Origin of the sequence: Nostoc sp. FACHB-888 (assembly GCF_014696655.1) — a bacterium.
GTDB lineage: Bacteria > Cyanobacteriota > Cyanobacteriia > Cyanobacteriales > Nostocaceae > Nostoc.
In genome coordinates this window covers 45,486-59,251 of sequence record NZ_JACJQM010000040.1, presented here as the reverse complement: position 1 = coordinate 59,251, position 13,766 = coordinate 45,486, and the positions used below count along the sequence as shown (strand labels likewise).

General features: G+C 41.8%; 12 protein-coding genes and 2 pseudogenes. 8 read left to right on the top strand and 6 right to left on the bottom strand.

What is annotated here, in order from left to right; genetic code table 11:
• Nucleotides 1-100: 100 nt before the first annotated feature.
• The 4 genes and pseudogenes from H6G26_RS22615 to H6G26_RS22600 all read left to right on the top strand — a co-directional run.
• Nucleotides 101-949 (top strand): annotated as a pseudogene (locus H6G26_RS22615) (IS4 family transposase); the annotation flags it as partial.
• A gap of 762 nt (nt 950-1,711) precedes the next feature.
• On the top strand, nt 1,712-1,987 hold the full coding sequence (locus H6G26_RS22610) for a hypothetical protein (protein ID WP_190731396.1): 276 nt from the start codon (nt 1,712-1,714) through the stop codon (nt 1,985-1,987).
• A 444-nt stretch (nt 1,988-2,431) separates the two neighbouring features.
• Nucleotides 2,432-3,019 carry a DUF3105 domain-containing protein gene (locus H6G26_RS22605; protein ID WP_190731395.1) on the top strand — a complete coding sequence of 196 codons (588 nt, stop codon included), beginning with the start codon at nt 2,432-2,434 and terminating at the stop codon, nt 3,017-3,019.
• A gap of 551 nt (nt 3,020-3,570) precedes the next feature.
• Nucleotides 3,571-3,948 carry a hypothetical protein gene (locus H6G26_RS22600; protein WP_190731394.1) on the top strand — a complete coding sequence of 126 codons (378 nt, stop codon included), beginning with the start codon at nt 3,571-3,573 and terminating at the stop codon, nt 3,946-3,948.
• Nucleotides 3,949-4,622: 674 nt separating this feature from the next.
• Here H6G26_RS22600 and H6G26_RS22595 read toward each other — a convergent pair.
• Nucleotides 4,623-5,021, bottom strand: a complete 399-nt coding sequence (locus tag H6G26_RS22595) for a hypothetical protein (protein WP_190731393.1) — start codon at nt 5,019-5,021, stop codon at nt 4,623-4,625.
• Between the two features lie 527 nt (nt 5,022-5,548).
• Here H6G26_RS22595 and H6G26_RS22590 point away from each other — a divergent pair.
• Nucleotides 5,549-5,713 (top strand): annotated as a pseudogene (locus H6G26_RS22590) (competence protein ComFB); the annotation flags it as partial.
• 160 nt (nt 5,714-5,873) lie between these two features.
• On the opposite strand, the gene H6G26_RS22585 reads toward H6G26_RS22590, so the two are convergent.
• Complete coding sequence (locus tag H6G26_RS22585) at nt 5,874-6,050, bottom strand: hypothetical protein (RefSeq protein ID WP_190731392.1); 177 nt, start codon at nt 6,048-6,050, stop codon at nt 5,874-5,876.
• Nucleotides 6,051-6,124: 74 nt separating this feature from the next.
• On the opposite strand from H6G26_RS22585, the gene H6G26_RS22580 reads away from it, so the two are divergent.
• Nucleotides 6,125-7,312, top strand: coding sequence for a WD40 repeat domain-containing protein (locus H6G26_RS22580; protein ID WP_190731391.1), 1,188 nt, complete (start codon nt 6,125-6,127; stop codon nt 7,310-7,312).
• Nucleotides 7,313-7,981: 669 nt separating this feature from the next.
• Complete coding sequence (locus tag H6G26_RS22575) at nt 7,982-8,197, top strand: Nif11-like leader peptide family natural product precursor (RefSeq protein ID WP_190731390.1); 216 nt, start codon at nt 7,982-7,984, stop codon at nt 8,195-8,197.
• A 67-nt stretch (nt 8,198-8,264) separates the two neighbouring features.
• Here H6G26_RS22575 and H6G26_RS22570 read toward each other — a convergent pair whose 3' ends face one another.
• Nucleotides 8,265-8,429, bottom strand: a complete 165-nt coding sequence (locus H6G26_RS22570; protein WP_190731389.1) for a hypothetical protein — start codon at nt 8,427-8,429, stop codon at nt 8,265-8,267.
• 859 nt (nt 8,430-9,288) lie between these two features.
• Here H6G26_RS22570 and H6G26_RS22565 point away from each other — a divergent pair.
• A complete protein-coding gene (locus H6G26_RS22565) occupies nt 9,289-9,702 on the top strand; it encodes a hypothetical protein (RefSeq protein ID WP_190731388.1) in 414 nt (137 codons plus the stop codon).
• A gap of 72 nt (nt 9,703-9,774) precedes the next feature.
• Here H6G26_RS22565 and H6G26_RS22560 read toward each other — a convergent pair whose 3' ends face one another.
• The 3 genes from H6G26_RS22560 to gap all read right to left on the bottom strand — a co-directional run bounded on the left by H6G26_RS22560 (nt 9,775) and on the right by gap (nt 13,662).
• Nucleotides 9,775-10,779: a transaldolase gene (locus tag H6G26_RS22560; RefSeq protein ID WP_190731387.1), complete on the bottom strand. Its 1,005-nt coding sequence runs from the start codon at nt 10,777-10,779 to the stop codon at nt 9,775-9,777.
• A gap of 149 nt (nt 10,780-10,928) precedes the next feature.
• A complete protein-coding gene (pyk, locus tag H6G26_RS22555; RefSeq protein ID WP_190731400.1) occupies nt 10,929-12,359 on the bottom strand; it encodes a pyruvate kinase in 1,431 nt (476 codons plus the stop codon).
• 259 nt (nt 12,360-12,618) lie between these two features.
• A complete protein-coding gene (gene gap / locus H6G26_RS22550; protein WP_190731386.1) occupies nt 12,619-13,662 on the bottom strand; it encodes a type I glyceraldehyde-3-phosphate dehydrogenase in 1,044 nt (347 codons plus the stop codon).
• Nucleotides 13,663-13,766 lie beyond the last annotated feature (104 nt).

Genomic DNA, 13,766 nt, shown 5'->3' with positions numbered 1-13,766 from the left:
CAACAAGACCTGAAAAACCGGGTTTATCAACGAAGAATCAAGGTTTCCAGGTTACAGCAATCGCAAGAAACCCGGTTTTCGGCGCTGGTGCAAGATATGAGTAGAGGCACTCACAACTGTAGAAAATCTTGTGAGCCAGCGCACAAGATTGATTCATGTTTTCGACCGCGAAGGTGATATTACAGAAGTTTTTGATAAACTTCGCCAACTCAAGCACACTGGAGTTCTTGTTCGGGCAGCTCATAACCGCAATTTAGATTCTAATAGTGAGCGTCTATGGTCGAAATTAGAAGCACAACCTATTAGTTTTGAACAGAAAATTGAATTACCATCCACGAACCAGCGACCTGCCCGGCAAACCAAACTAGCTATCAGATTTTGTCAGGTTAATCTCCGTACACCTTATCGTTTTGATAACCGTGACCCACAACAGGTCTACGCTGTTTATGCCACTGAGATTGGTTGTCCAAATAGTGAATCACCCGTGGAATGGATGTTGCTAACAACGGAAGTTATTGCAGATATTCAGATGGCTTCTACGATTTTACGCTGGTATTCTTACCGTTGGCGAGTTGAGGAGTATCATAAAATTTTCAAGTCGGGATGTCAGGTAGAAAAATATCGGCTTGCTGCTGAAGGTATGAAAACCCTAATTGGATTCTTGAGTGTGATTGCTGTAGAACTGTTGCAGTTAACTTATCTACATCGCACTCAACCCTTAGCTCCTGCAATTGAAATTCTTAATCCTCTTGAACTCAAAATTTTAAAAGTTAAGTCTCCCAAACTCCCCAAAGTGCTAACAGTTAGCTGGGCTATTGAAGCCGTTGCTCGTCTTGGTGGCTACTTAGAACATCGAAGTAAAACACCTATTGGTATCCAGGTACTGTGGCGAGGCTGGTTAAAATTGCACGACCTTTGTGAGGGGTGGCAGCTTGCAAAAGAGACTTAACGGGAAAAGTCAGAACCCTCTTCTGTCACTTTGGGAGAAGTCAATCACGCTCAAGCCTTTGGGAGCTTTAATTTCCAGGTTTTGACTATAAATTTCATTTACTGTTAGAAAATAATGTCTCAAAGCTTGACTCAATAAAAGTTTCAGAATCTTGCTGAGATTATTGTTTTCCGAGAGTGACATAACAGGGTTAATATTCCATAACTAGTTCATCGAACTGAAGAGGATCACAATAGTGGCGATTAAGCTCAACATAATACGGCAATGATAAACTCTTCAATAGAAAACATCTTTCCCTCATTCCAGTCACTGGTGACAATTTTCTCTCTCCAGATGCGGATTGTGGGAATTTTCTTTTCAATCGTTCATACACTACCCTTGTGTAACAAAACAATAAGTCGCACATTGCGTTAGTTAAACTCCAGAATCATAAGTCCGATATTTTACAAGTTCTACAAAAGTTAGTTTGAATCTAGCTAACAGTTAGAAATTGGGATTTTTCAAGCTTTCAGGTTGTAATGAGCTATTATTCGCTATATGTCTTCTATTGGCTCACCCTTAGTTTTAAACTCTATCATATGAACTATGGGAGATTTTACAGCGCTTCAATTTGTAATAGCGAAGCCCCTTGAAGCTTTAAGCTTTGAACAATAAAAAAACATAAATCACTTAGTTATGCATTTAAAATAAGTTTTAATCTATTGAACTCCTAGAATGAATTTCATAATATTTAAGTTGAGTTAGACATTGTGGAGAAAATATATGATTATTTCTGGTTTAAACTATGAAGAAATTTCTGAATTAGAAAGCTCAAACATTAGTGGAGGTGTTAGAGCACCGGGGTGTGTTGACATAAATACCAGTACTAGCACATTCCGTACAAATGCCAGAATAACTAACAACTGCGGTTATACATTAAATGCAAGAGCAATTTGGAATTTTGCCGTTGATGACTCATGTGAAACGCTTAGTTCTGGCGAAGTACTTAAATCATCGAGAGGTAGACAAGCAACTGTTGAACGAGTTGATCTCTGCTAACTTTGCAGTGATTATTTTACGTCTGTAATAAATATTCATTGCTGTACTTAATAAATTTGCCGAAAACTCCCTGCCCTCAATAAAGCAGGGCGGGGTAGTTCTTTAGTGATTCAAATTCATAGATGGGTTGCCCTTGTTTTAGCGTTCCTTTAGAGCTAATTGGGTTATGTCTATAGGAATGTTTTAGACGTAACCTAATTATCATTTATGGTTTCATACGGGATAGGAAAATAAATGTAATGTCTACCGCTTGAAAAAATGGCGATGGTGATTATTTCATTTCCGATACTCATAAAAGCCTTATTGGGAAAAAAATTGATGCTTTAGAGTTTAATTTATCCGAGATTAATGGACGAGGAGTATATGAAAATTAAGCTAGTTAAATCAGGTTTCTTGGCATTCTGCCTGGTCTGCACGATCACCATAACTTTAGTATTCGGAAATATGCCTGGGAGTTCTCATGAATCTTCCTCACAACCGAGTACCGCGTCAACTTCTAGTTCAATGATGAATTCCATACGAGAGTGGAAGGGCTTAATCGAACCTTTCTTAGTAATGACACTTGAATCACCGTTGCCAAGCTTGTACCCTGGCACAATACTACCAGGAATACGTTTCCCAGACTTGGGGCAACAACACGTGGAAATAGGTACTTCGATCACTTATAATTCAAACCCACCAACCTCCGGGCCGCACTACTCGTACCCAGCAGCGTGGGGTATATACAAAGATCCACCCGCCGATGGATTTTTAGTACATAATTTGGAGCATGGTGGGGTGATCATTAGCTATAACCCTAAGCAAATTAAAGATCAAGAGTTGACCCAGCTACGGCAGCAGGCGCGATCTTTGAGCAACTTTAACGCACGTATTATCCTGACACCACGGTTGAACCTCGACACATCAATTGCACTCACCGCTTGGAATTACTTGCAGGAGCTTGACCGTTACAACTCTACAGCAGTAAAGGTCTTTTATGATACGCATATTGTTCGAGGCCCTGAATGCCAGGAAGGGCTATGTCCGGGCTAATGCTTTGTTCCATGAATGAGGAAGATGCCTTGTTTCAATAGAGTTGATGCTTAATCTGCTAACAATGTGCTGATTTGATTTTTAATTATCCGAGCGTGGTTTTACTTTTTCTGCCACCTTTTCTAGTTTTGCCTAAAGGCATCTTATTATCAATTATCCCTATTGCTTTTTGAAGTCCCTAGAAAATAGCGCTACTAAACTAGTGAACCCACGCTGCTAACGATCAAGCCTGACAACATACGCCGCTTACGCAAATTTTGAGGATAGGGAGTAGCCAATTATCTAGAAATTCCATATCCCTTTGTGATAATTCCCTGTAGCGATCGCTGGACTAAAATCACCACGCGATTTCCAATAACAGCGTTCGTTAACCTACTTGGTATACAGATATAGGGCATTACTTGTGTGGATAGGGAGTTGCTTGAGTGGGAGGGGTAGCAATCACAGTGGTTTAAAAAATTATATGTAAACTTTTGTAATAAATTTGAAACTTCTGCGAAAAATTTGAGTTTTGGGCTGATATCAGAATGTAAGCAGTTCAAGAGGTAAATATGGCAAGCTTATCTAATCCCACACTGCAAATAGATCTTCTTACAGGTTCAGATCCTAATGTTACTGCAACGGTCAATGTCACACTCACTCCGTTTGAAAACTTTGTTGTTAGCCAGGGGCTGGTTAATTTACAACTCGCAGTTAAACTAGTTGGAGAAGATGGCAATTTCTTCAACGGAGGAAATGATGACTTGTACTTCTTTCCAACTAAAAATTTTACCAATGCAGGGATTAACACTTTTCAAGCATTAGTCAGCCTTGGAACGCTGGATGAGGATATTGGAAACGACGAGATATTCGCCAATTTTACCCTCCAAAGCACAGAACAAGCTTTTCCAGTGAATACATCGATTAACAGCAATGTCATTGTAATTTAAACCATAATTTCTCCTAATTTCGTTGGGAGCTTTGGTTAACTGACAAAACTCAAAGAACATAGAACATATAGCAATCCGAATTAAACTGTAAGAAAATCAGATGAGTAAAAGTACGTATTTATAAGCTTTTTAGCCTTTTGATTTCTCACAAATTATTTAGGATTGCTATAGAAAACAGCGCTAACGAGCCTACACCCTAACGGTCAAGCCTAATAACATACGCCAATTACGGCAATTGATGAATAATTATGAGGACTGTTCACAGGATAACGATTAGCCTATTACTCCCAAGCAGCACCAAAATTGCATATTCGTTCTTGAAAATTATTTATGGTGATCGCCTTGGGAGAAATAGGTTTGGAAAAGTACAGTTTCCATAACCCATTTTTCAACCCCATCGTCTACTATGCACAAACTACAGAAGTACGGCAAAAGGATCGACGGTAAGGGAGCGAAAGCGATCGCCAAAAATAACCTTCTTCAGGATGTCGTTTTAGCTGTGTAGTATGGTCTTAATCCTTACTGTGAGACTGTTTAACCCGGATGTAGCAAAAGGCATACTTTCCGACACTTTAGCTTATAGGATAATAAGAAAGGCTCTCTTCCAAACAATTTAAATCTATGGCTAGAGCCTTTCGTATTTAGATGTGAGGTATGCTTGCTTGTTATATTGCTTACAGAGAACGGTAATTACCTATCACTTTACATGCAATTCTACCAGGCGCACCTCCTATTCCCGCTTCACTACGAGCATTCATACTAACTATAACTCTTACGGGTATACCAACTGTTACATTTGATCCTATCTCAGGGAGAAATACAGAGCGCTGTTCGTACTCGAATCTGGGAGAGAAGCAACCTGAACCAGTTCCACGTTCATCTAATGTTACAACTTGAACTGACTCAGGAATAATAGCCCAAGGTACATTAGGTCTTTCTGAAGGGTCATCAGGCCATATAGCATCCTTATAGCATGAATCACGTTCCCCTAACCCTGTACCACTAGTAGTACACGTATTTTGAGCACTAAAAGGTCTTTCTATCTGTTGTGCAAAGACAGGAGAGATGACCATAGTACAAAGAATAGAAATAATGGAAAAAGGAAAGAAAATTCTTTTCATGGTTAATCAGATTCCATTAGCTAACAAAACGGTTCTATTGCATGAAACAATACCTTTTGTTAAAAAGAGGGTTAATCCAACTTTTCCCAAAACAGCCTAAAACAAGTGCAGGCTTAAATATGAAGCAAAATTTTGAACGTGCCCCAGGCTTACAGTAAAGTAAAAATTACTCCTACAAAAACTATACAAAATTTTATCGGCTCAACTTTTTTACCTCATAGCAAAAGCAAGCGGATAAAATTTTATATTTCTCTCTAGATCAATACTTGAGATTGGTAGAGGTATTGATGAAATAGAAAAAGTATATAAGTAATAATATATAGTTGAATATACTAAAAAAGCTAAACAAGATATAAATCTAAATACTTAGAAACCTTTAAAAAATGGAGGTTGAGGTAATCTTCGTTAACTATTCCTTTTTAAATATTGATAAAGCAGTATAGGGATAAACAGACGCGGCGTTGGTGATTGGGTGCGATATGAGTATTGAAAAAATCGTAGAACAAGCTCTCCAAGATGGTTATCTAACACAAGTAATGAAAGCCGAAATAGAGCAAATTTGTGATAATACCTCGCTATTCTCAAATGAAGAGTATATAGCGCTGGATCGGCTGATGGGTGCGCTATTAACTGGTGAGGTCTTGGACGATGATAATACTGGTGGTTCATCCCCAACTCCCAGCCCACGGCGACCAGGCCCAACTCCTGGAAGTTATGATTCAGCAGAATTACTTATTGTGACGGCGGTAGTGAGGAGCGCTATTCCTTGAAACTAGGATGGAAAAGCCAAGGGGGAAGTAGGGGTTAATTGGGTTTGAGAAGTTGGTGATATTCCTTGCGATCGCCTCTCCTCCCCTCTTCCCCAATACCCAATGCCCCATTAAAATCACAAGTAGGGTTAAATTCTTGATGGTTAATGGGATTGTATAATTTAGTTTCTAACTGGTACACTACTACATCAGTATTTTTATGAGCCAGCAAGGGCAACCGAAGTTAAAGCACGTAATGGCAGAACTTGAAAAGAAACGAGAAGGAACAAAAGTGAGAAGGCAAAGATGAATAAATTTCTCAAATGCGTCCTTTTTGGTTCCATAACCGCAGGTTTAGTATTCGCTGGGTTGCCAGGGCTATCATCGCAATCCCCAAAAGAGGCAAAAACGCCAAAAAAACAAACCGAAATTCATCAAATTAATGCCCTGAATAATTCTTCAGAAGCGTTTCTTATTTCTGAACAATATCCAGATGTTTTAATAGAGGTTTTAAGGGCAAGTAATAAACTCAAACTTACACCTTGGGTACAGGAAAGAAGCGATACTCAAATACTAACTATCGCAACTTTACAGCAAGCAGTTTACTTAAGGTCAAACGAGAAGAAACAGTATCGCGCCACAGAGGAGAATAATTTAGCAGGTTATGACGGTGCGATTAATAACATCGCCTACAGCCCGAATGGACAACAGTTAGCTGCTGTTACTGGAGATAACACCATCAAAATCTGGGATGTCAGTAGTGGTAAACTCCTCAAGTCCTTGACTGGTTATAGCAATGGAGTTTTTAGCATCGCTTATAGCCCTAATGGACAACAGTTAGCTGGTGCTAGTGGAGATAGCACCATCAAAATCTGGGATGTCAGCAGTGGTAAACTCCTCAAATCCCTGACTGGTCATAGTAGTGGAGTTTTGAGCGTCGCCTACAGATCGAATGGACAACAGTTAGCTTCTGCTAGTGCCGACAAGACGATCAAAATCTGGGATGTCAGCAGTGGTAAACTCCTCAAATCTCTGACTGGTCATAGCGATCAACTCATAACCATCGTCTACAGCCCGGATGGACAACAGTTAGCTTCTGCTAGTGTTGATAACACCATCAAAATCTGGGATGTTAGCAGTGGTAAACTTCTCAAATCCCTGACTGGTAATGGTTATAGCATGATCTACAGCCCGAATGGACAACAGTTAGCTTTTGTTGGTGCCGACAAGACGATCAAAATCTGGGATGTCAGCAGTGGTAAACTCCTCAAGTCCCTGATCGATTATTGCGATTCTCATCGTAGCATTGCCTACAGCCCGAATGGACAACAGTTAGCTTCTGCTGATTTGAACATCATATTCTGGGATGTCAACAGTGGTCAACCCCTCAAAGCTATATGGAATAAGGAAGGAAGGCAATTTTGTGAGCGGATGAGGCGGAGGAAGCAGAGGAGGCAGCTTTCAAGGGTAGATATTTTAGAATCAAGCAGTTAAGAGGGTGATTTGAGTTTTATCAGTGTCAGTAGACCGAAAAGTGTTGCGAGTCTAAGGGTGCGTATGGTGATGGCTGTGGGATTCTACCCGAAAATTGGTGTAGGCGATTGTGGCGGGGGTGAGAGGTGTATAGCTTGCCGCCGAATTCGTAGCGTCTCGTAGAGAAGGCATCGCCCAATACCCAATGCCTAATAATTGATGCCTAACGTAGTACAAAGGTCTGGTTTTTTGGGGTGAAGCTATCTAAGTATAAAAAGCCAGTAATGTATAGGATTTGCATCACCCCCCTCTTAAATTTAAGTATTCAGGATATATTTAGGGGGGGGATTCGCAATTAGCAACTTTTTTTCGCATTAAGCAAAATGCGGTTTTTGTAGCATAAATGTATTACAAGGGTGAGGATTTATAGCCAGAGAGACGTGGCAGGGGTGGTAAGTGCGATCGCAGGTTTGAGGAGTTAACAAAAGAGTAGGTTTTTGGGTGGCATGAACCACCCGTTTACTTATAAGAAGGTGGTTTCTTATAAGCAAGATTCTGATAAATGAAGAGCAGCGCGTCGCGATAATCATCTTTCCCCCGAATCTTGATACCCTTGTGCTGCTAGTCTTATAGAATATACTGCTGTTTTTCTTTATATTACGAGTAGCTAGCGAGGATCAAATTTTAAATATGGCTTTTGAGCAAATCGAAGCATTTTTAAAGAAAATGCAGTCTGAACCTGAACTTAAAAACGAGGTGCTTGCAGCATCAACCGCAGATGATGTTGCGCGAATAGCACTAAAGCTTGGTTTTGAATTTTCAGGTGATGAATTATTGAGAATGTCAGGTAAGAAAGTTGGCAGCATTACTGTTAGAAAAACTGATCTTCCTGGAGAGTACAACTAGGGGTCACGCGAGAATTTTTGAAAAAGGCAGTTCTTGCTGAGGGCAGAGGGATGAATAGCGATCGCTTTTAACTTCCTCCCAAGATGAGAAATAAGCCGCGTAAATGCGGTGAATGGGCAAATAGCCAAGTTAGGAGATTAAAGGGACTATAGGGGATTGTGGCGGCGGTGGAGAGGAGCGATCGCCCAATGCTCATAAAATAGATTGGAGGTTTTGGGGTTTTGGTAGTCATGTCCTGTAGTCACGAGGATTTTGGTAGTCACGATGATTAATATCTACTTATATAGAGGTCATGACTACGGTATCAAATTCTGATACAAAACGTGGATATTTTCAGTGGTGACTACCAAACTTGTATAAAACTTGGCATTGATAAAGCAGTATAGGGATGAGGAGACGCGGCGGGGGCCGTGGTTGGTGGGGTGATTTTACTCCCGGTCGGAAATTAAATTTTCAAAAGTCACGCTAATTTTTATGGTATTAAAACTGGAGTTGGTAGGCGATCGCTATCTTTGCCAATGTGGTGAAAAATCCATTTCCCGACATCTACCACAGTTACAAGCCTTATGAGAAACTGATTCAACATAAAATATTTTGTGTTGAATGATTACGAGATATAGAGCAACAAATAATTTGTCACTCTATATTTGTATATTCTCAATTTTAGGGCATTTCTATCCTTGAAATTCCAGGACCTTCGGCAGGCTTGTTCAAGTCACCCATGGCGTTACCTTGACGGGTGTCCGCCGAGATACCTGCAAAAAGAGACACGTTGTAAATAAATATTGCAAACAACACCTTGTTAATTTACTAACTTGCCCAAAAATGATAAATAGCGAATCAAACTTTTGCACGGTAAAACCAAGCTTTCACCTCTTTTTGTCCCTTACACTTGCCCATAAATGACCCTTTTAGGGAATGTCTTCATTTGAATAGTCAGGTTTCGGTTGAGGCTGAAACGACGGTAACTCAAGGTTTTTGACAATTGACTTTACAAAACTTTACAACGTGTCCCAATTTGCACGTATCTCGGCGGATACCCTTAAGGTGTTTAATAAAGTTATTACCAAAAGTTTAGTAGAAGCAAAAACATGAAAGGTTTCAAGAAGTTATCTTCAATAGCGCTATTGCTATGTGCCTTTGTGTATCCGCCCTCCTTAGCTGAAGCGAAGGATATTTCTCTAAGTAATGCTCGCAATGAACAGAGCGCTGCACCAGAGGCTAATTTAGTAGGAGATAAAACCGGAGAGCTTTTAATTGCTCAACGGCGACCAGGACGATACCGAATTATTCGACGACGGCAGTTTCTCCGACGTCGGCAGCACTTTGGACGATACCAAAATATTCGACCACGGCGGTCTTTTGGACGATACCAAAATATTCGACCACGGCGGTCTTTTGGACGATACCAAAATATTCGACGTCGGCAGCAGTTTAGACAACGGCAGATTATCCAACGACGGCAGCCTTACGGGCGATACCAGATTATCCGCCGTCGTTATTAATGAGGACTGATGCAACTAACTAATGGTTAGTGGTTGGTGATTCAACCACTAACCACTAACTATCGTTATGTTTTAATGAGCTGCTACTACCTCTGCTTCAAGGCGAACTAGTCGGTCTGCTAAAAGTTTCTCAAGGTCTTCTAGTGCCTTGGTGAAACCTTTGATGCCCTCATCTAGTTTGTCGGTTGCCATGCGGTCTGCGGCGTGCATCTTGTCATAGGTAGCTTTGTCAACGGATATCTTTTCGATTTCCAAGTTTGCTGCCTTGGCGGGATCAAGCTTACGTGGCAGTTCTCCAACAGTTGCTTGCAATTCAGCCAAAAGTGATGGCGAAATAGTTAGCAAATCACTACCTGCGAGTTCAGTAATTTCACCCAGGTTACGGAAGCTAGCTCCCATAACTTCGGTTTTATAGCCGAATTTCTTGTAGTAGTTGTAGATTTTGGTGACTGACAAAACTCCTGGATCTTCGGCTGCTGGGTAGCTATCGCGTCCGGTATCTTTTTTGTACCAGTCAAGAATCCGACCGACGAAGGGAGAAATTAGGGTAATGCCAGCTTCTGCACAGGCGATCGCTTGGTGAAGACCAAACAACAAGGTAAGGTTACAGTGAATACCTTCTTTTTCAAGAATTTCCGCAGCGCGAATACCTTCCCAAGTGCTAGCGATTTTAATTAAAACGCGATCGCAACCAATTCCAGCTGCTTTATACTGAGCAATTAAATCCCGTGCCTTAGTTAGGGTAGCTTCGGTATCGTAGGACAAACGAGCATCGACTTCCGTAGATACGCGACCGGGAATGATTTGCAAAATCTTTAATCCAAAGGCAACTGCCAAACGGTCAAAAGCTAGAGAAACTATCTGTGCTTGGGTGGCTCCGGCTCCAGCATCTTTCTTCGCTTGGAGTAAAGTTTGATCGACAATTCCCTGATATTCTGGCATCTGCGCCGCAGCAGTAATCAGCGAAGGATTGGTGGTAGCGTCTCGGGGTTTGAACTTTTCAATTGCCTGGATATCCCCTGTATCTGCGACCACAACAGTCACTTGTCGCAATTGTTCCAGTAAATTCTTAGACATAAAATACTCCGTGATGAATGTTACAGGATTTACTTATTCCCCAGTTCTTTACACTCTTTACTCTTCCTTCAATTCTGATTCTGGCAATTTTTCTTAAACATTGCCTAATTTTGCTTACTATCTTCAGCCACAGCCCTATTTTAAGTGCCTTATGCAGAAACTGGCTGTCCAATGGAATGCACTTTGATTAAGCTAGTTGTTCCTGATTTACCAATTGGAACACCAGAGGTAATTACTACTTTATCGCCCTTATTCGCTAAACCCATGTCTACAACTGTGTTCACCACATTGGTAAACATCTCTTCGGCATTGTGGACTGGTGGGATCAGTAAAGCTTCCACACCCCAAGAAAGCGCTAGTTGGCGATAAGCGGTGATGTCAGGGGTAAGGGCAATAATGGGAGAAGTAGGGCGGTATTTAGACACCATTCTCGCCGTATTTCCTGATGAAGTGTTACAGAGAATTGCCCGTGAGCCTGTTTCATAAGCGATGCGACACACGGATTCTGCTACAGATTCAGTAACGCTGAGACTGCCTGCTTCATGACACCAGGCGTGTTTGCTACCCTCATCTAAAGCCTGTTCTGTCCGCACAGCGATATTGTGCATCATCTCGACGGCGGCGATGGGATATTGTCCAACAGCTGTTTCACCAGAAAGCATTACTGCATCCGTACCATCTAAGATGGAGTTGGCAACATCGGTTGCTTCGGCACGGGTGGGATCGGGGGCGCTAATCATCGACTCTAGCATTTGGGTGGCTGTAATCACCGGCTTGCCAGCACGATTGCAACGGCGAATAATATCTTTTTGAATTAGGGGGACTTCGTGAATTGGTACTTCTACCCCTAAATCGCCACGAGCAATCATAATCGCGTCGGCAACCTTCAGAATGGAGTCAAAATTTTCTACTGCTTCTGCTCTTTCGATTTTGGCAATTAAGCGGATGGAAGCACCAGCAGCTTCAATCATTCGCTTGGCGGGTTCTAAGTCTTGTGGCGATCGCACAAAGGACACCGCTACCCAGTCTACACCCAACTGAATCCCAAAGCGCAGATCCAGCAAGTCTTTTTCGGTGATCGAACTAACAGGTAAAGGAGTTTGTGGTAGGTTTACTCCTTTGTGTGTAGAAATTAACCCGCCAATTTTCACTTGTGCGCGAATGCGATCGGCATCGCGATCGGTGACAATCAATTTAACGCGACCATCATTAATCAAAATCGGTTCGCCTGGTCGCACCATTGCGAACAAAGTCGGTAATGGTAAGGGTAGTTCGTCGATACTTTCACCCTTTTCTTGCAAAACAAAGGTGACTTCAGTACCAGCTTCTAAATTTAACCCTTCTGGTGGTAAAGTTCCCAAACGAATCTTCGGGCCACATAGGTCTTGCATAATTGCGATCGGCTTTTGCTGCTCATTACTAATTTGCCTTAGATAGTGAGCAGTTTGGGCGTGGAATTCATAAGCCCCGTGGGAAAAATTCAGCCGCGCTACATTCATTCCAGCTTTTACTAAAGCTTGCAGCTTTTCGGGTGCAGATGTAGCCGGGCCAACAGTACAAATGATTTTGGTTCGACGCATAGGGATTAGGGGTGGTTGAGGAGTAACCTGCAAATTTGGATGGTTTGAGCGTAGGCGTAGTCCGTCGTAGACATCGTCCAAGCCATCCAAATTAACATGTGCTTTATATCACTGGTTTTGTAAATAAAGATACTAAATGGCGTTTTGTTTTCACGGTATTTACCATTTAACCCAAATCCCAAAAGTCAAGGGTCAAAAGTCAAAAGTTAATGACCAATGACCAATGACTAATGACAAATGACCAATGACAAATGACCAATCAAACCACAGCAGCTGTCGGTGCGAGTTTTTCCTTCTGTGACATAGACAACATCAGGTCAATCACGCGATTCGAGTAGCCCCACTCGTTGTCATACCAGGCAATTACTTTAAAGAAGTTGGAATTCAACTCAATCCCAGCACCTGCGTCGAAGATACTGGAATGGGTATCGCCTTGAAAATCTGTAGAAACTACTTCTTCATCTGTGTAACCCAAAATACCTGCTAGAGAACCTGCGGCAGCTTCCTTCATGGCAGCACAGATTTCCTTATAACTAGTAGCTTTGGCAGTTTTGAAAGTTAAATCAACTACAGAGACATCGGGAGTCGGAACTCGTAATGCCATACCAGTTAACCTGCCCTTCAATTCTGGTAAAACCAACGCTACAGCTTTAGCTGCGCCTGTGGAGGAGGGAATAATATTCTGGCTTGCACCTCGACCACCCCGCCAGTCTTTCTTGCTGGGGCCGTCTACAGTTGGCTGAGTGGCAGTCATGGCATGAACTGTGGTCATTAACCCTTCGGTCAACCCAAAGTTGTCATTGATGACCTTAGCTATGGGAGCTAGACAGTTTGTAGTGCAGCTAGCATTGGAGACAATGATATCCTTACTGGGGTCAAATAGGTGATGATTGACACCCATTAACAGGGTAGTAACTCTATCTGGATCTTTGGTGGGAGCAGAAATTACCACTCGCTTTGCACCTGCTTTCAGGTGGTTTGCAGCTCCTTCGTGGTCAGTGAACAGTCCGGTAGCTTCCACCACATAATCTGCACCTAATTTTCCCCAAGGTAACTCTGCTGGGTTCCTCACCGACACGCAAGGAATAAAGTGCCCGTCAATGAGGATACCATCTTCCTTGGCTTCAACTTTGTGCTTTAATCTACCGTGAGTTGAGTCGTACTTTAATAGGTAAGCGAGGTTATCTGGTGGTACTAGGTCGTTAATGCCTATAAACTCAATGTTGGGATTATCGATGCCAGCGCGAAGCACAAGTCGCCCGATTCGACCGAAGCCATTGATACCAACCTTCAATTTAGTCAAGATTAAACCTACCCTTGTGGAAAGTTGAACAAAAGGAGAAAGTTAAAAGTCAAAATAGATTGCCTTTTACTCTTTACTATATGATCCTGACAGTCTCAGTCAGC

What these genes read in the sequence shown, in the direction of transcription:
- H6G26_RS22610 (WP_190731396.1), top strand. Translation starts at nt 1,712, where the DNA reads ATGATTATTTCTGGTTTAAACTATGAAGAAATTTCTGAATTAGAAAGC.
- H6G26_RS22605 (WP_190731395.1), top strand. Translation starts at nt 2,432, where the DNA reads ATGCCTGGGAGTTCTCATGAATCTTCCTCACAACCGAGTACCGCGTCA.
- H6G26_RS22600 (WP_190731394.1), top strand. Translation starts at nt 3,571, where the DNA reads ATGGCAAGCTTATCTAATCCCACACTGCAAATAGATCTTCTTACAGGT.
- H6G26_RS22595 (WP_190731393.1), bottom strand. Translation starts at nt 5,021, where the DNA reads ATGGTCATCTCTCCTGTCTTTGCACAACAGATAGAAAGACCTTTTAGT.
- H6G26_RS22580 (WP_190731391.1), top strand. Translation starts at nt 6,125, where the DNA reads ATGAATAAATTTCTCAAATGCGTCCTTTTTGGTTCCATAACCGCAGGT.
- H6G26_RS22575 (WP_190731390.1), top strand. Translation starts at nt 7,982, where the DNA reads ATGGCTTTTGAGCAAATCGAAGCATTTTTAAAGAAAATGCAGTCTGAA.
- H6G26_RS22570 (WP_190731389.1), bottom strand. Translation starts at nt 8,429, where the DNA reads ATGACTACCAAAACCCCAAAACCTCCAATCTATTTTATGAGCATTGGG.
- H6G26_RS22565 (WP_190731388.1), top strand. Translation starts at nt 9,289, where the DNA reads ATGAAAGGTTTCAAGAAGTTATCTTCAATAGCGCTATTGCTATGTGCC.
- H6G26_RS22560 (WP_190731387.1), bottom strand. Translation starts at nt 10,779, where the DNA reads ATGTCTAAGAATTTACTGGAACAATTGCGACAAGTGACTGTTGTGGTC.
- pyk (WP_190731400.1), bottom strand. Translation starts at nt 12,359, where the DNA reads ATGCGTCGAACCAAAATCATTTGTACTGTTGGCCCGGCTACATCTGCA.